Source organism: Blautia luti (assembly GCF_013304735.1).
Taxonomy (GTDB): Bacteria; Bacillota; Clostridia; order Lachnospirales; family Lachnospiraceae; genus Blautia_A.
Map to the genome: position 1 here is coordinate 66,327 of NZ_JAAITI010000010.1, position 16,777 is coordinate 83,103.

Consider the following 16,777-nt stretch of genomic DNA (forward strand, 5'->3'; position numbering starts at 1 on the left):
GTATTATTCTCAGCGTTTCTTCTTACCGTTTTTCTTCTTCACGCTGTAGCCAAAAGTTCCCACCTTCCGGCCACCAGCCAGATATTCCCCATGGGAATAAACCAGAAGTCCTGCATCATTGAGATGGAACTTGTTGTTTTTGTCCATATATGCTTCATCCGCATGGACCGCAAGTACATCTGCAAGAAACATATCATGCGATCCCAGTTCCTTCACCTCACGTACTCTGCACTCGATAGAAACCGGCGCTTCCCCGATCATCGGAGCAGAAACATACTGCGCTTTCTCTTTCGTAAGATTCAGTTTTTCGAATTTGTCAACATCCCGGCCGGAACGGACTCCGCAGAAATCCGTCGCAAAAGCCAGTTTTTCTGTTGTAAGGTTAATAACAAACTCTCCCGTTTTTTTCAGCATTCCATAAGAATAACGGGATGGTCGGACTGAAATATAAGCCATCGCCGGATTCGTACAGACCGTTCCTGTCCACGCAACGGTAATAATATTGTCGTTGCCCTCTCCGTCCGTGACACTGACCATCACTGCCGGCAGCGGATAGATCATATTTCCCGGTTTCCAAATCTGTTTTGCCATTGATCCGGCCTCCTTATGCGTAATCGCTGTTCATCAGCTGAGCAGCCTCCATCATCGCCGGAATCAGCTGTTTCTTTCTGGAAACCACACCTGGCAGACAGAACGCATCTCCGTCCGGCTTCTTCTCAAAAGCGATCTCAGCCATCTGCTGGCTGCCCTCACCATAAAACAGAAGCTCTGTAGATTCCTCCAGAATATTCGTCAGCATAAAGTAAACTCTCGTGATATCGTGACGTCCACACTCGCTGACCATAAACGGCATCAGCTTCTCCTTGATCTCTTTCAGCTCTTCGCTGTCCATGGAACTGATCTGGCCCACACCAAAGGAAACATTGCCCTCGCCGATAAACTTCTTGTAATCCTGGTAAAAAATCTCCTCCGGGGATTTATCTTTCAGATTACTTCCCGCTGAGAACATCTCTCTGGCAAAATCCTCTATCTTAATTCCCGCGATCAGGGCAAGGGCGCTGGCAGCGATCTTATCCGTCTGTGTACAGGTCGGTGAACGGAACATCAGCGTATCTGAAATAATGGCCGCACAGAGAAGTCCCGCAATTTTTTCCGGAATCTCCAGACGCTGCTCTCCGTAAATCTCATAAAGGATTGTACCCGTACATCCCACAGGCTCATTACGGAACGCTACCGGTGTCATGGTCTGCAATGTTCCAAGCTTATGATGGTCAATAATCTCAAGAATCTCCGCCTTCTCAATATTATCAACAGCCTGATCCACCTCATTGTGATCTACAAGAACAACTTTTTTCTTGTGCATGTCCAGGAAATTACGCCTGGAAATCGTTCCGATACACTTTCCATGAGGATTGATAACCGGGAACGCTCTGTGGCGGTTTTTGACCATAACATCCTGGATATCATCTGTAAAATCCTCGGTATTAAACGTAACCATGTTATCCCGTTTCATAACATAGCTGACCGGAATACTCTGATTGATCAGACGGGCGATGTTAAAGGTATCATAAGGTGACCGGATGATCACGATATTTTTTTCGTGGGCCAGCTTCACAACCTTCTCGGAAACCACAATGTTCAGCCCTACAATAATACAGCTTACATTCTGGCTGATGGCCTGAAGATGATCCTCCTCACGGTCTCCCATGATGATCATATCATTCTCCTCAATAAATTCCTCCATCATCTTCGGATTGGCTGTTCCAACCAGAACACGTCCCTTGACAAAATATCCGTGGCCATTTCCTTCCACCACTTCTCCGCCAACCGTCTCCGCAATCCTCTGATACTGTGTCCGCGCATTGGAAAGCAGATAACTGTCTGTGGTATCCATATAAGTCTTGGCAATATCTCCGATGGTCACAAGACCTTCCAGGCATCCCTCCTTATCACGGATCGGAAGGGATACGATTCCGTTCTCCTGCATCAGATCCCAGGTATTTTTCAGTGACATGTTTTTGTCTGCCTGGGGACTGAGACGGATATCCATATCCTTGACCTGTGTTCCGATATTTCCCAGATAAGCCGGCGGCTGTACACCAAAACGGTTCAGCACATATCTGGTCTCCTCATTGATCTGACCAGCTCTCTTCGGAATATATCTCTTACTCTGTGTAGTCCTGTTTTTAATATCCGCATAAGCGATCGCCGAACAGATGGAATCCGTATCCGGATTCTTATGTCCGATTACAAATATTCTCTCCTGTTTCTTCATTCACATCCATCCTTTTTCATCCAAAAATATAACAATTAATCAAGTTTGATGTTCGCAAAAAGTGAACCAAGAGATGTGGTTGCCTCTTCTCCTGACTCCGGCAGTTCAAAAGTCTCTTCCTCAACTTCCTTCGCCATCAGATCCGATGCCTCTTTGATACTCAGGCTCAGCTTGCCATCCTTGATCGCAATTACTTTCACCTTAACCTTGTCTCCCACACTTATCGCCTCTGATGGCTTCTTAATTCTTTTTTCGCAGATCTGGGAAATATGAACCAGACCGGAAATTCCGTTTCCAAGATCAACAAACGCACCATAAGGCTGCAGGCTCTCAACGGTTCCCTCTGTCACGAAACCAACCTCAATATTGGAAATCTTGTTTCTGCGCTCCTTCTCTGCTTTCTCACGGAGAAGTTCCTTTGCAGAAAGTACCAGTCTCTTTTTCTCTTTATCTACATCAATTACCTGAACCTGAAGCGGCTTGTTCAGGTACTCTTCTGTATCCTCTACATAATTCAGCGCAAGTTTGGATGCCGGGATAAAACCTCGAACACCTTCCACATAAGCAATGGCTCCGCCGTTTACGATTCCCTTTACAACAACATCCAGTGCTTCCCCGGATTCCTGAAGCTCCTTCAGTTTATCCCATGCAAGTACATCTGCTGCCTCTGCTCTGGAAAGAAGAATATTTCCCTGTCCGTCATCTTTCCTAAGAACGGTTGCCTGGATCTCTTCTCCCGGCTGAACTGCCTCTTTAATATTAAATCCCGGCTCTCTGGAAAATTCCTCTGCCGGAATAAATCCCTCAGCATAATATTTAAGATCAAGAACAACTCCTGTCTCATCCACACTGACCACTGTCCCGGCGATGATATCACCTTCCTCAATTTTCTTAAAAGAAGCCTCCAGCTCCTGCTCAAAATCTTTCATAGACTCCGCCATTTCCTGACCTCCGTTCACGCTTCATCTTTTCATCATTTACTTCCGGCCTTTTTCTTATTCTTTCTGCCGGATTTTCATTTTAATCTTAATTATTATAGCATGGGCAAACCACCGACGCTATTATTTTTTTGAATGCAAAATAGTCTCTTTATACAAAAAAACCTCCGCACATTGGCAGAGGCTACATTTCCTGATATTTTTCCCCATAAAACGAGGAGTGCCCCGGTAGTGGCTTACCGGGGCGATTATTATGAAAAAAATTGTATGTGTAATGATACTGATACACACCATTACAGCGTCTTTCGTAGTGTTCTTTCGAACTGTTATTATAGTATCAGATAAATATGAACAAATTATGAACAGCTCGTGAACTTTTAGCGTATTTGCACAATTTCTTTTCTGTTTTTCCTCTTTTTTTATAAAAACGCCACATTTGCTTTATTGACAAGCGTTCTAAATATTGTACATTTTGTACATTTCCAGTAAACTTAAGAATAATAATCCCAATAAAAGTGCCATTCTGAACACCTTCCTCCTACTGACGGGAAAGCATACCCTTAATAAACTCGATCGCTTTCTCAAAAATATTCTTTACATCAGACTTTGTAACACCCATATCTTTCAGAGTACTGTATGCATCGCTTACATAACCTTTAATCTGGTCATCACTGATGTCGATTCCTCTGAATTTGCTGATAATATTCACGAGAGAATTCTTATCATCCTCAGAAAGTGTCACACCATAATGATCTGCTGCCTCATCAATTCCCTGTGAAATCTCATCATCAGAAATCTGATTGGAATCAAAAAGCCCTTTTACATAAACAATAATATCTCCAACTTTATCCGGGTCAGACGCAAGAGATTCGATCTCGTTATCCTTAAGAATCTCCTCTGCCTGGCTCATAACAGAGCTGGAATCAGACGCCATGACCATCATTGGTGAAGTACATGAGATAACGCCTGCAACAACCAGTGCTGTGATCCTGTTCATTTTTTTCATAATATTCATCCTCCAGAAGGGCACTGCCCTCTATCCATAATCTGTAACTGTTTCCAGTTCCATAATTTTCAGTTCCTTTTTGACGCCACTCAGTATAACACAATACCCCACCCTTCTGTAAACTGGAATTTTCCTGTTTTTCGCCCTGTCAGGTCTGACTTTATGTATAAGTTCAAAAATATATTCACAATATTTTCATATTTTCAACAAACTTTCCTAACATCTCCTTTATAGAATAAATATTGTAAATTTTTCATTACTTACTTATGTCTGACACCTCAGACATAACCTCCTTTCTATGACAAGTTATATATGTCCGGATTGGATATCTCTCCAATTATCCCGTCCGGAAACGCAAAAAGAACCCGGAACAGCTGCCCGGGTTCTTTTTGCGTAATGTTTTATTTATTATTTTTTTCTTCGTAGATACAGTTGGCAAGCATGGCGAACTGCTCCAGTGTCAGCGCTTCGCCTCGAATATTCAGTGGAAGCCCACACTTCTCAAATATCTTCTCAATCTCTTCTTTTCCAAGGGAAAAATCTCCGGAGTTTTTGATTCCGTTTACAAGAGTCTTTCTTCTCTGGTTAAATGACGCACGGATCAGTCTGAACATGAGGCGTTCATCGTGAACCTCAACCGGCGGTTTCTCATAACGTGTCAGCTTGATCACCGCACTTCCGACCTTGGGCCGTGGCATGAAACAGTTTGGTGGTACATTTGCAACGATCTCCGGCTTCGCGTAATACTGAACAGCCAGAGAAAGCGCACCGTAATCCTTGGTTCCAGGTCCTACCTGCATACGGTCTGCAACCTCTTTCTGCACCATAACCGTGATAGAATCCACAGGAACATTCTTCTCAAAAAGTCCCATGATGATCGGTGTCGTAATATAATACGGCAGGTTTGCGACTACCTTTACAGGTTTTCCGCCATTTTTTTCATCGGCAATCTTTTTGATATCTGTTTTCAGGATATCGTTGTTGATCACCGTTACATTGTCCCATTCTTTCAGAGTATCCTTAAGAATCGGGATCAGAGAACTGTCGATCTCCACAGCAGCCACTTCTCTGGCCGCTTCCGCAAGATACTGTGTCATGGTTCCGATTCCGGGACCGATCTCCAGTATGAAATCATCCTTCGTTATTCCGGAAGAATCAATGATCTTTTCCAGAACATGTTCATCGATCAGAAAATTCTGACCAAACCTTTTCTGGAAAACAAAATGATACTTTTGAAGGACTTCAATGGTATATTTCGGGTTACCAAGATAAGGTCTGGCCATATTTTTTACCTCTGCTTTTCTGTTTATTTTCAGCTGAAATCCTTTTCAAGAAGTACGGTGAATCCGTCACGGTCCACACGCTTCTTGGAGCGTTTAAATAATCCGCCCTGTGCTTTTGCCATGGCATTATCCAGCATGGTCTTCACAGTTCCGATACACATCGGCTGATCTTCCTTCTGGTTGATCCCGATCAGATTGTACAATGCAAGCATGCCCATCTGATCAATGCGGAATCCATTTTCCATGGTGTAAACCTTGGCAAAATTAACAAGTTCATCATTTGTAAATACAGGAATATTGATCATGGATGTAAATTTCTTCGCAAGTTTCGGATATCTTGCGATCAGCTTACGCATGCCGATCTTTTCATCCTCGAGGATCACGATCATACCCTTTGTATTTCCATTCATTACTTCATCAAGCTCATCTGCTGTTTCCTGGGAAAGCTGGTTTGCGTTCTCAATAACAAGGAAACCGCCTGCAAGCTTGGATGCAATCTCTGCAATATTTTTTCCGTTAAGGTCTTCCGCAAATATGTAGGCAACCTTGGATGCCTCAATATTCAGCTCCTTGCAGATTGCCGGGATCAGACTTGAAATCAGTCTTGTTTTTCCAGTTTCTCTGCCACCCATAACGATTACATTTCCTGTCTGGGATGTATGATCCGCAGCGCCCGTCTGCACATCACAAAGCACATCCAGCAGCTGTTCTTTCATTCCCGGAACTGCTACAAAATAAGTGAAAAGCTGTTTCTCTTCATCTGTGAGCTGTCTTTTTCTGGAGATAATGGTATTCGGATCAATTTCCGGCTGAATATCCTCGATGAACCGCTCAAGCTGCTCTTCCTCCGTGAGTTCTTCTTCACTGTCGTCCTCTTCCATATCTTCTGTAAGGCTTGAGATAAAATCATCCTCTTCGTCATCTTCTGCCTCACTCTGAACGGAAACATCATCTGTACTGTATTCTTCTTCCTCATCGAGAGGTGTCTCTTCTTCTACAACAGTAGCAACATCATCCAGTTTCTCCGCTGTCTTTTCAGCAGTGTCATCTTCCGAAGCAGCCTCATCCAGGGATAATTCCTCCGGCATATCTGTGAGTGCTTCTTCATTCAGTTCTTCAATATCTTCAAAAGCGTCCTCTTCCACTGGCTTGGAAACACCGGCCGGGCCATTGAGAAATTCTGCTTCTGCAGCCTGCATATCTTCTTCTGTAACCGGCTCTTCATCTTCGTCCAGAATCAGATCCGGAACTCTTGTGCGCTCACGCTCAGACTGCTTCGCATCTTCTGCCTGCTGTGCGGAAATCTGCGCCATAATATCTTCAATATCTGCAGCATCCGGCTCTTCCGGAACAAATTCATCCGCTACGATATCCAGATCGTCTTCGTCATCTGTCTCCTCAGTTACATTTGACATCTGTACATCCGGTGATTTTTCTTCTTCCGGAATATCAATTCCCTGCTCTGTTGCGGCAGCAAGAATTGTATCCTCCAGATTGAACTCCTGCTCTTCTTCTGTTTCTGCCTTTGTTTCTTTATCCTTGGCCACCTCAGCCGCAATTTCATCAATACTTCCGAAAATTTCGGATGCGTCCGGAATTTTGGCTGCAGCGCTTGCATTTTCCGGGTCTACATTGATCATTGATTTCGGAATCTTAAGCTGTGGCATACGGATTGTCGCTGAGAAATCAGGTTTTCCTTCCTCGTTAAGCGGAACGCCGGATGGCTCTTCTGATTCCTTTTCCTGAGACGCCTTCATGATCTCTGCAACACTCTGGGATAATTCCTGTTCTGTAGTCTGTATAGGCTCTGCTGCTTCTTTCTGGATCTCTGCTTTTAATTCTGCAGTTCCTCCGGACAGATTTTCGATACCGGATGACAGCAGTTCTTCTCCATCTTCAGATTCCGGAATTTCTTCCTCTGTGTCCTCAGAATCCGTTTCCTCAGATTCTGCTGATTCTTCTGTGGCAGCAGTTTCTTCTTCCGGTGTTTCTTCACCTTCCTGAACATCCTCTGCCTCTTCCTCAGTGGAATCTTCTGATTCATCCTGTACGTCTTCTTCCATATCCTCTGGTTCTTCCGCTGCCTTCTTATGACCGCCGAAGATATCCCGGATACCTTTGGAAATCTTCTCCTGGAAAGTCTCAGCACTGTTCAGATCTCGTTCATCATCTACCTGAATCGTATCTGTAACCGGTCTGGATTCCTCATACTCGGACTCCCCTGCCGTTTCTGTTTCCTTACTTTCCCTGATCTCCTTCGCCTTTTCCGGCGGAATCAGTTTTGGAATAAAACGCTGTTCGTATTTCTCTTTTTCTTCTCCTGTGAGAACTCCCATACGCTGTTTCAGGTCAAGGGCCTTCATCACATAATTTCCATCATTAAACCAGAGAATCATCTCATTGCAGAGATCCAGGCACTTCTGCTTGTCTCCTGCCTTGTAATAGAGTTTGGCCAGTTCATAGGACCAGCGCTCTGTAAACTCTTTCTCCTTATATTCCTCAAGAATACGGATCTGTTCATTCAGAGATGCATTCTTCGCTCTGGCAATCTTGTATCGCAGTATATACTGACTGTTATCGTTACCTGCCACTTCTCTGTACTCATCAAAGAACTCTGTGGCTTCACTGATCTGTCCCATTTTCAGGGAAACTTCAATCAGGCGGTAAAGTATGTTCTTGCCAATCGGCGCTCTGTGATAGGCAAGAAGAAAAATTTCCTTGCTCTCCTCATAGCGCTTGTTAGCTGCGTAGATCTCGCCCACAACGCAAAGGGTACGGACGTTTTTCACACGACGCCAGTCGATACTGTCAACGATCTGCATGGCGCCTTTGTAATCCCGGGCTTCAACCAGTTTGTTGATCTCTCCCAGCTTGACGCGAAACTCCTCTTTATCCAAAATATTCACCAACTTTCCATAATCAGAATCAGTTTACCATATGCATACGGGCTTGTCAAAACCCTTTAGGCATATAAACATGCCCCTTTACCACCTGAAAAACCTTGTTAATCTCAAACTGATGACTCACAAAATCATCCAGTCCCGTACAGGTAATCAGTGTCTGAATATCGTGTATACTTTCCAGAAGATATGTCTGCCGGTTGCTGTCCAGCTCCGAAAGAACATCATCCAGAAGCAGAACCGGTGTATCTTTGATTTTCTTTTTTACCAGATAAATCTCAGAAAGTTTCAGTGAAAGAGCTGCTGTTCTCTGCTGCCCCTGGGAACCATATTTCCGGATATCGATCCCGTTTACCTTCACGCAGAAATCATCTCTATGCGGTCCCACAGAAGTCAGTTTCATCCGGAGATCCCGATCCCGGTTCTGTGCCAGTTTCTGCTCAAACTCCGATTCTGTCACACTTGGTTCATACAGAATCTCCAGTTCTTCCAGTCCGCCGGTCAGTCCTCTGTGAAGGCCTTTTGCAATCTCATTCAGCTCTTCCACAAATTCTTCTCTTTTTCCGATGATTTTTTTTCCATAATCAACCATCTGCATATCCCAGATATCCAGCGTACTTTTCAGGCCCGGATTCATATAACAGTCTTTGAGAAGACGGTTTCTCTGATTCACAATGTGATTGTAGCTGGCCAGCTCTGTGATATAAACACTGTCCAGCTGACAAAGCTCTGAATCCAGAAAACGTCTTCTCTCGCCTGGTCCGTTCTTGATAATATTAAGATCCTCCGGAGAAAAAAACACCAGATTTACCACTCCGAGCAGCTCTCTCGCCTTGCGAATCGGCAGCCCGTTAATGGCAACTCCTTTTGCTTTGTTCTTCCGGAGGTGCATATCTACCTTGTATGAAAGTCCACCCTTTTTTACCATCATTCGGATATGGGATTCCTCATTCTCAAAACGGATCATTTCCCGGTCCTTGCTTCCCTTGTGGGATTTGCTGGTTCCGGCCAGATAAACTGCTTCCAGAATATTGGTTTTTCCCTGGGCGTTGTCGCCGTAGAGAATATTGGTTCCCTGATCAAAATTCATCTCCAGCGACTCATAATTCCTGAAATTATTCAATCTGATGGATTCAATGTACATTCTTTCACCCAATTACATAAATATCTTTTCCATCGTAGGAAATGGTATCTCCCGGATGGATTTTTCGTCCACGGCGGTTCTCTACTTCACCGTTTACCAGGACGAGTCCGTCGTTAATCGCATATTTTGCCTCAACGCCGTCCTCCACAACGCCAGCCAGTTTCAGAGCCTGGCCAAGTTTGATAAATTCGTCTTTAATTCTGATTTCCAATTTTTTACCCTCTTAAATTTTTCTTTCCCGGATTCGGTTAACACTTTCCAATATATTGTCCAGTGGCGGTAGTTAAATACCCCCGTTTCCGATATTTTCCTAAAAGGTGGTATTTTAAATTACCACCTTTTGGCAGTTTTCAGAGCTTATCCTATGTCCATTATATTGCACAAGCTGTTATCTGGCCTGATTCTGGTTGATATTTACCGGAAGAATCAGGTACGTATAATTTTCTTCGTCGTCCCGGATAAAGCAAGGAGCTTTCGGGTTTACAAGATAAATTGTAACGGTTTCATCATCAATAACACGAAGTGCATCGATCAGGAATTTCGGGTTAAAGCCAATCATAATGTCTTTACCCTCTTTCTCAATATCAATCTCTTCATTCATGGAACCCATTGTGGAATCAATACGCAGCTCCATATCATTATCTGTAATGTTAATAATAATCGGTTTTTTATCAACTTCACGAACCAGGAGTGTTGCACGGTCAATACAATCCAGGAATTCTTTTTTGTTGATTTTGAGTTTTGTTTCATAATCACTGGAAAGCATCTGGTCAATTCTGAAATATTCACCTTCAATCAGTCGAGAAACCACCATAGTCTGATCAAATTCAAATAAAATATGGTTTTTTGTGAAGTAAATGCTTACCTGATCATCCACTTCACCGGAAAGAATCTTGCTTACCTCACTTAAAGTTTTTCCCGGAACTACCACCTTGCGGTCAGAATATTCTTTCTTAAGGGGCATTTTTCGGATAGCAATTCGGTGTCCATCCAGAGAAACTACCTTCAGACAGTTATCTTTAATTTCAAAAAGTTCACCGGTCATTAGTTTGTTGTTTTCATTAACAGCAATAGAAAAAATGGTCTGCCGGATCATTTCTTTCAGTGTGTACTGAGAAATTGTCAGCGGTTCATCCTTTTCGATCATTGGTAAGTAGGCAAAATCTTCTCCTGATTTACCAGGAATATTGAATTTTGCTTTTTCACATGTGATGGTTGCTGAATATTTATCATCTGTTCTGATAGTAATATCATTATCCGGAAGTCGTCTGATGATTTCATAAAAGATTTTTGCATCGAGAGCAACTTTTCCTTTTTCTTCAATCGTACCATCTACGATTGTTTCAATTCCCAGTTCCATGTCATTGGTGGTAAATTTAATCTGGTTTGTTGTTGCATCCATAAGAATACATTCCAGTATTGGCATGGTAGTTTTTGATGGAACTGCTTTGAGTGCGATACTTACACTTTTTAACAGACTTGATTTGGAGCAGATAATTTTCATAATGTGTATAACTCCCTTTCTGGATAAATTGTGGTTTTTATAAATATATTTATAGAAAAAATCCGCCGTAACCGCCGTAGGGGGCCAGATTTTGTGAAAAACTCCCGCGGGGCCAGTGTTTTCAAGGTTTTTTGAGTGGGATAACTTTGTGTAAAAGTGGTAGTTTCGGATGTGAATAACGCGGGGATAAAATTACCACCGTTTTTTCGCAAAAAAGTTGTACACATCTCTCCACATACAATCAACACGTTATACACCAGTAATGTGGAAAACTTTCCTAACCTTGTGGATTAATCTTCTTTTTCAATATATCAATGGTATTTTTTAAGTTATCGTCGGTCTGCAATTCGTTTTCAATCTTTTCGATACCGTGCATAACTGTAGTATGATCACGGTTTCCGAGAGCTTTTCCAATATTTTTCAGTGGTGTGGAGATAATTTCACGGCAGAGATACATGGAAACCTGGCGTGGCATAACGATTTTTGAATTTCGTTTGTTTCCACTTAAGTCTGCGGGCGTTACTCCGTAATGATCAGCAACAACGGATATGATATAATCCGGTGTAATTATTTTTTTCTCATCCGGAGAAATAATATCTTTCAGTGCCTGTTCGGCAAGTTCAAGAGTAACCTCTTTTTTCTCAAGTTTGGCTCCTGCCATAACCTTATTAAAGGCACCTTCCAGCTCACGGATATTGGATTTAATATTTGTAGCAATATATTTGATAACGTCTTCACTGATGCTGTAACCGTTCATTTCCTCATTTTTATGAAGAATTGCCATTCGAGTTTCGTAATCTGGCAGTGTAATATCTGCGATCAGACCCCATTCGAACCTGGAACGGAAACGTTCTTCCAGAATTTCCATATCTTTCGGAGGTTTATCGGAAGATATGATGATCTGTTTTTTGGCACTGTGAAGACTGTTAAATGTGTGGAAAAATTCTTCCTGAGTGGATTCTTTTCCTATAATAAACTGAATATCATCGACGAGAAGAACATCAATATTTCTGTATTTTTCACGGAATTTGCTCATTGCCGTGTTATTTCCGTTTCGGATGGTTTCGATCAGTTCATTTGTAAATTCCTCACTGGTTACATAGAGAACCCGGCTGTTTTTGTCGTGTTCCAGTATAAAATGAGCGATGGAATGCATAAGATGCGTTTTTCCGAGACCGGCTCCGCCGTAAATAAACAGAGGATTGTAGGTATCCCCCGGAGATTCGGCAACTGCGAGAGCTGCTGCCTGGGCGAATTTGTTGTTACTTCCTACAACGAAGGTGTCGAAGGTGTATTTTGGATTTAAATGTGCTTCTTCGTAACGTGTATCACGATTCTGTTTATCATAGGAAGGTTTTTTTTCTTCTTCTTTCTTGAGGAGATCTTTTTCCAGAACGAATTGAACTTCGCATTCTTCCATGCCTGTCAGTACACAGATTGTAACCTGGAGAGGTATTTTGTAGCGTTTGGTGATGTAATTAACACCAATACCTGCCTGCTCAGAGGGAACGGCCACTGTTATTAGATTCCCGTCAACCTCATAAACTTTCAGTGGCTTAAGCCAGGTATTAAAAGGGACATCAGTCACCTCATATTCAGATTTGACAGTTTGCAGGATCTCCTCCCATTTTTCAATAACAGCGTTCATTTTTTCCTCCCATGAGTATTATAATAACCCCAGTCTGCGACTGGAGACAGATATCCTTTTATATATTACAATGAAAATGGTGTTTTCGCAATGGAAAACCTTGAGATTTTGGGGAAAACAATGTGGATAATTTGGGGAAATTACTGTGGATTAGGGTGGAAAATAGTGTATAACTGGCAAATTGGTTTCCATAAGTCGACGTTGTGTGGAAAACACGGAGAATTTATGTGTATAAAATTATCCACTGTCAAAATACCGCAAATAAAGGGATTTTTTGAAGATACTGAAAAAAATAATCCTGAAACAGTGAATAGTTTTACCGATAATCCACTAGTTATCCACAAGTTATCCACAAAATGTGGATAATGTTACGTAAACCATAAGCGTAATCCACATATGGGTAAAAAATAAAAACCACGAGGCAGGCGGTATTTTTCAAACCCCTGATTTTATCGGGTTTTTTGCAATTTTCCCTTGACGAAAAGGATGTTTATTTATATAATTGAAACGATGTTCTGAATGATAAGTTATTTCATAACAATTAAAAATAGATAAAGGAGGTGCTTTACCTATGAAGATGACATTTCAGCCAAAAAAGAGATCCAGAGCTAAAGTTCACGGCTTCAGAGCTCGCATGAGCACAAAGGGCGGACGTAAAGTATTAGCTGCAAGAAGATTAAAAGGAAGAAAACAGTTATCAGCATAAGCTGCAAGACCGCATTTATGTGGTCTTTTCTTCTATCCGGAGAAATATCCGTGCAGACGGAATTTAATTAAGGAGGATTCGTTTGATCAGATCAGAGTCCTTAAAGAAAAATCAAGATTTTAAAGTTGTATATCAGAACGGAACATCATACGCAAATCGGCTTCTGGTGATGTACGTGCTGAAGAATCAGCACAGGAAGAATCGTCTGGGAATATCAGTAAGCAAAAAAGTAGGGAATAGTGTGGTTCGCCACAGACTCACCAGACTGATCAGAGAAAGTTATCGTCTCAACGAAACAGATTTTGACAGTAACCTTGATATTGTAGTAGTAGCGAGAGCTTCTGCCAAGGGCAAAGGCTTTCACGAGATCGAGAGTGCTTTTATGCATCTTGCAAAGAAGCATCATATAACAGGGCATGAACATGATAAAGAAATTTCTGATTAAGATGATAAGACTCTATCAAAAATATATATCGCCGATGAAGAGAACGAAATGTCCTTATATTCCCACATGTTCTCAATATGGTTTAGAAGCAATCGAAAAATATGGCGCATTCAAGGGCAGTCTTCTTGCGGCATGGAGGATTCTGCGATGCAATCCTTTTTCCCATGGAGGCTATGACCCTGTGCCATGAATTATTTTGTGACTGTCTGGCCTTTTCTCGGGCAGGGCAGTTACCATTGGACTTTTACAATTGAATAAGAAGTCTAGGAGGAAATGAATTTGGAACTGTTTTTAGCAACAAAAACCGGAACTCCTATTATCGGACAGATCGCGTCTGTGATGGGATGGATCATGGATGGCATATATAAGATGCTTGACGGCCTGTTCGGAATCCAGAACATTGGTCTTTGTATCATTATCTTCAGTATTCTTATCTTTGCCTTTATGACACCGCTGCAGATCAAGCAGCAGAAATTCTCCAAGTTAAGTGCGATCATGCAGCCCGAGATCCAGAAGATCCAGAAGAAATATCAGGGTAAAAAGGATCAGGACTCCATGATGAAAATGAACGAAGAAACCCAGGCTGTTTATCAGAAATATGGTGTTTCTCCAACCGGTAGCTGTGTACAGTTAGCCATTCAGATGCCTATTCTGTTTGCTCTGTATCAGGTTATCTACCGGATTCCTGCTTACGTTGGAAGTGTAAAGAACATTTTTACTGGTGTAGTTGACAACCTGTTAGCTGTAAACGGATACACAGATATCCTGCAGCAGTTTATCACAGACCATTCCATGACACGAGTACGTCTCGTTATGGACAGTGCCGGAAATGCTACAAGTAACTCTATTGTTGATTTTCTGTATGCACTTTCTCCTTCCCAGTGGAAAGAGTTGGCACAGATGGATCAGTTTTCAGGATTTTCTGATGCGATCACAAAAGCATCCGGAAATATTTCCAAGATGCAGGGCTTCTGTGGCCTGAATATCGCAGATCAGCCGCTGTACTATATCATGGAGTTCTTCAAAAATCATGGTTCTCTGTTACTTGCGATCGTAGCACTTCTGATCCCGGTTCTTGCATGGGCAACTCAGATGCTGAACTTGAAGCTTATGCCACAGGCTGCAACACAGCCGGCAGACGGAAATGATCAGGCCAGCGCAATGGCAAACTCCATGAAAACCATGAACATGGTCATGCCTCTGATGTCTGCATTCTTCTGTTTCACATTCCCGGTTGGTCTTGGTATCTACTGGATCGCCAGTGCTGTCGTTCGAAGTGCCCAGCAGTTTGCGATCAATCGTCATCTTGATAAGATGAACATTGATGATCTGGTTAATGAGAATATGAAGAAGATCGAAGCAAAGCGTGCGAAGGAAGGACTTCCGCCGCAGAAGATCACCAATCAGGCTCATCAGTCCGCCAAGAATATCAATAAACCTGTGATCAATAAGGGTAACAGCGGAAACAACGGTGCTTCAGACAGAGCACAGAAGGTTGATACTGCTTATGAGAAGGCAAGAAATGCAAAATCAGGCAGCATCACAGCTAAAGCTAATCTCGTAAGAGACTTTGATGAGAGAAATAAGAAAAAATAATCAGGAACGGAGGGGTTCGTAATGGAGGATTACATTCAGTTTTCAGCAAAAACAAAGAATGAAGCTATCACAAAAGCGTGTCTTGAGCTTGGAACTTCCAGTGACCAGCTTAATATTCAGGTTATCAGTGAAGGCAGCTCCGGATTCTTCGGAATCGGCAGCAAACCTGCCATAATTAAAGTTCGCAGAATCGAGCCAGTTTCTGATATGCAGGAGATCGATGATCTGGTAGAGTCCGTGAAACTGGACGCTATCAAAGAAGAGAAGAAATTAGACAAGCCATTTACTCCAAATGTAAAGAAAGAATCTGCACCGAAAGTAGCTCCTGTAAAGGAGAAGAAACCGGTGAAGACAGAAGCTGTACAGGTGGAGAAAGCATCCGAAGAAGCACCTGTGAAGGTTGCAGCGCCGAAGGAAAGACCGGCAAGAGATTTCCAGGGCAAAGCAAAACCAGCACGTGAAAAACAGCCGAGAGCTCCGAAGGAGCGTCAGCCGAAAGAAACACGTGAGAGAGCACCGAAGCAGGGCAGACCGGTAGAAATCCTCAGCGATCCGGAGAAGATCAAAGAAGTTGAGGAGAGAGCAGTCGTATTTCTTCGTGATGTATTCGGTTCCATGGATCTTGGAGAAGTGGAGATCACATCGAAATACAACACTGCAGACGGTTCTCTGGATGTAGATTTTGAAGGTGAGGATATGGGTATCCTCATCGGAAAAAGAGGCCAGACACTGGATTCATTACAGTATCTGACAAGCCTTGTAGTAAACAAAGGCGAATCTACTTATATTCGTGTAAAGCTTGATACAGAGGACTACAGACGCCGCCGTAAAGAAACTCTGGAAAACCTCGCAAGAGGAATTGCCTTCAAGGTAAAGAAAACCAGAAAACCGGTAGTTCTGGAACCGATGAATCCATACGAGAGAAGAATCATCCATGCGTCTCTGCAGGGCAACCGCTATGTAGAGACAGTCAGTGAGGGAGAAGAACCTTACAGACATGTAGTGGTAAAACTGAAACGTAATAATTACTGATTCAGTGGTAAGAATATAAGCCGTATCCCGGAGCGTTAAGCTTCGTGGATGCGGCTTTTTTTCATAAAACCGGAAAGTCAAGCGGATATTCGCAATTGAAGCAGGGGACTTACTTGATTTGGTTAAAAATTATCATTGCAATCTCCGTAACAATTCTTTATAATCATTGAAGAGCAAATAATAAAAGATATTTCTGCAGCGGACATCCGGAATGCAGAGATCAGCTTTATAAATATGGAAACTGACAGAAGATGTTATTCTAGGTGAAAGCGTGAATAACACGTGTTTTTTGCGTGTAAA

Annotated in this window: 16 protein-coding genes; 6 read left to right on the top strand and 10 right to left on the bottom strand. The window is 42.5% G+C overall.

Annotated elements, in window-relative coordinates:
• Positions 1–9: 9 nt before the first annotated feature.
• From G5B06_RS07655 to dnaA, 10 genes are all read right to left on the bottom strand, one after another.
• Positions 10–591: a flavin reductase family protein gene (locus G5B06_RS07655; protein ID WP_021975984.1), complete on the bottom strand. Its 582-nt coding sequence runs from the start codon at positions 589–591 to the stop codon at positions 10–12.
• A 13-nt stretch (positions 592–604) separates the two neighbouring features.
• Positions 605–2,275 carry a putative manganese-dependent inorganic diphosphatase gene (locus G5B06_RS07660; RefSeq protein ID WP_118063668.1) on the bottom strand — a complete coding sequence of 557 codons (1,671 nt, stop codon included), beginning with the start codon at positions 2,273–2,275 and terminating at the stop codon, positions 605–607.
• A 35-nt stretch (positions 2,276–2,310) separates the two neighbouring features.
• Complete coding sequence (locus G5B06_RS07665) at positions 2,311–3,216, bottom strand: 30S ribosomal protein S1 (RefSeq protein WP_021975982.1); 906 nt, start codon at positions 3,214–3,216, stop codon at positions 2,311–2,313.
• Between the two features lie 535 nt (positions 3,217–3,751).
• Entirely contained in the window at positions 3,752–4,219 is a 468-nt protein-coding gene (locus tag G5B06_RS07670; RefSeq protein WP_173762170.1) for a DUF1002 domain-containing protein, read from the bottom strand.
• 401 nt (positions 4,220–4,620) lie between these two features.
• Entirely contained in the window at positions 4,621–5,502 is an 882-nt protein-coding gene (gene rsmA / locus G5B06_RS07675) for a 16S rRNA (adenine(1518)-N(6)/adenine(1519)-N(6))-dimethyltransferase RsmA (protein WP_148445722.1), read from the bottom strand.
• A 29-nt stretch (positions 5,503–5,531) separates the two neighbouring features.
• A complete protein-coding gene (locus G5B06_RS07680; RefSeq protein ID WP_420314378.1) occupies positions 5,532–8,408 on the bottom strand; it encodes a tetratricopeptide repeat protein in 2,877 nt (958 codons plus the stop codon).
• A gap of 46 nt (positions 8,409–8,454) precedes the next feature.
• Positions 8,455–9,546 carry a DNA replication/repair protein RecF gene (gene recF / locus G5B06_RS07685; RefSeq protein ID WP_148445718.1) on the bottom strand — a complete coding sequence of 364 codons (1,092 nt, stop codon included), beginning with the start codon at positions 9,544–9,546 and terminating at the stop codon, positions 8,455–8,457.
• A 4-nt stretch (positions 9,547–9,550) separates the two neighbouring features.
• Positions 9,551–9,757 (bottom strand): RNA-binding S4 domain-containing protein, encoded by a 207-nt coding sequence (locus G5B06_RS07690; protein ID WP_021650164.1) that lies wholly within the window; start codon positions 9,755–9,757, stop codon positions 9,551–9,553.
• A gap of 177 nt (positions 9,758–9,934) precedes the next feature.
• Positions 9,935–11,050: a DNA polymerase III subunit beta gene (dnaN, locus tag G5B06_RS07695; protein ID WP_173771669.1), complete on the bottom strand. Its 1,116-nt coding sequence runs from the start codon at positions 11,048–11,050 to the stop codon at positions 9,935–9,937.
• 277 nt (positions 11,051–11,327) lie between these two features.
• A complete protein-coding gene (dnaA, locus tag G5B06_RS07700) occupies positions 11,328–12,698 on the bottom strand; it encodes a chromosomal replication initiator protein DnaA (RefSeq protein WP_148445714.1) in 1,371 nt (456 codons plus the stop codon).
• A gap of 90 nt (positions 12,699–12,788) precedes the next feature.
• Here dnaA and G5B06_RS07705 point away from each other — a divergent pair, with 90 nt between their 5' ends.
• The 6 genes from G5B06_RS07705 (at position 12,789) to jag (ending at position 16,477) form a co-directional block, all read left to right on the top strand.
• A complete protein-coding gene (locus G5B06_RS07705; protein WP_173771671.1) occupies positions 12,789–13,064 on the top strand; it encodes a hypothetical protein in 276 nt (91 codons plus the stop codon).
• Between the two features lie 205 nt (positions 13,065–13,269).
• Positions 13,270–13,404 (top strand): 50S ribosomal protein L34, encoded by a 135-nt coding sequence (gene rpmH / locus G5B06_RS07710; protein WP_005423866.1) that lies wholly within the window; start codon positions 13,270–13,272, stop codon positions 13,402–13,404.
• An 82-nt stretch (positions 13,405–13,486) separates the two neighbouring features.
• Positions 13,487–13,849 (top strand): ribonuclease P protein component, encoded by a 363-nt coding sequence (gene rnpA / locus G5B06_RS07715; protein WP_173762165.1) that lies wholly within the window; start codon positions 13,487–13,489, stop codon positions 13,847–13,849.
• Positions 13,827–14,039 (top strand): membrane protein insertion efficiency factor YidD, encoded by a 213-nt coding sequence (gene yidD / locus G5B06_RS07720; protein ID WP_015526553.1) that lies wholly within the window; start codon positions 13,827–13,829, stop codon positions 14,037–14,039. The genes rnpA and yidD overlap by 23 nt, the downstream gene beginning before the upstream one ends.
• 83 nt (positions 14,040–14,122) lie before the next feature.
• On the top strand, positions 14,123–15,445 hold the full coding sequence (gene yidC, locus G5B06_RS07725; protein WP_173771673.1) for a membrane protein insertase YidC: 1,323 nt from the start codon (positions 14,123–14,125) through the stop codon (positions 15,443–15,445).
• Positions 15,446–15,466: 21 nt separating this feature from the next.
• Positions 15,467–16,477: an RNA-binding cell elongation regulator Jag/EloR gene (gene jag / locus G5B06_RS07730; RefSeq protein WP_173771676.1), complete on the top strand. Its 1,011-nt coding sequence runs from the start codon at positions 15,467–15,469 to the stop codon at positions 16,475–16,477.
• Positions 16,478–16,777 lie beyond the last annotated feature (300 nt).

Bases quoted from the DNA above. Each gene is read 5' to 3' on its own strand.
- G5B06_RS07655 (WP_021975984.1), bottom strand. From the start codon at position 591: ATGGCAAAACAGATTTGGAAACCGGGAAATATGATCTATCCGCTGCCG.
- G5B06_RS07660 (WP_118063668.1), bottom strand. From the start codon at position 2,275: ATGAAGAAACAGGAGAGAATATTTGTAATCGGACATAAGAATCCGGAT.
- G5B06_RS07665 (WP_021975982.1), bottom strand. From the start codon at position 3,216: ATGGCGGAGTCTATGAAAGATTTTGAGCAGGAGCTGGAGGCTTCTTTT.
- G5B06_RS07670 (WP_173762170.1), bottom strand. From the start codon at position 4,219: ATGAAAAAAATGAACAGGATCACAGCACTGGTTGTTGCAGGCGTTATC.
- rsmA (WP_148445722.1), bottom strand. From the start codon at position 5,502: ATGGCCAGACCTTATCTTGGTAACCCGAAATATACCATTGAAGTCCTT.
- recF (WP_148445718.1), bottom strand. From the start codon at position 9,546: ATGTACATTGAATCCATCAGATTGAATAATTTCAGGAATTATGAGTCG.
- dnaN (WP_173771669.1), bottom strand. From the start codon at position 11,050: ATGAAAATTATCTGCTCCAAATCAAGTCTGTTAAAAAGTGTAAGTATC.
- dnaA (WP_148445714.1), bottom strand. From the start codon at position 12,698: ATGAACGCTGTTATTGAAAAATGGGAGGAGATCCTGCAAACTGTCAAA.
- G5B06_RS07705 (WP_173771671.1), top strand. From the start codon at position 12,789: ATGGAAAACCTTGAGATTTTGGGGAAAACAATGTGGATAATTTGGGGA.
- rpmH (WP_005423866.1), top strand. From the start codon at position 13,270: ATGAAGATGACATTTCAGCCAAAAAAGAGATCCAGAGCTAAAGTTCAC.
- yidD (WP_015526553.1), top strand. From the start codon at position 13,827: ATGATAAAGAAATTTCTGATTAAGATGATAAGACTCTATCAAAAATAT.
- yidC (WP_173771673.1), top strand. From the start codon at position 14,123: ATGAATTTGGAACTGTTTTTAGCAACAAAAACCGGAACTCCTATTATC.
- jag (WP_173771676.1), top strand. From the start codon at position 15,467: ATGGAGGATTACATTCAGTTTTCAGCAAAAACAAAGAATGAAGCTATC.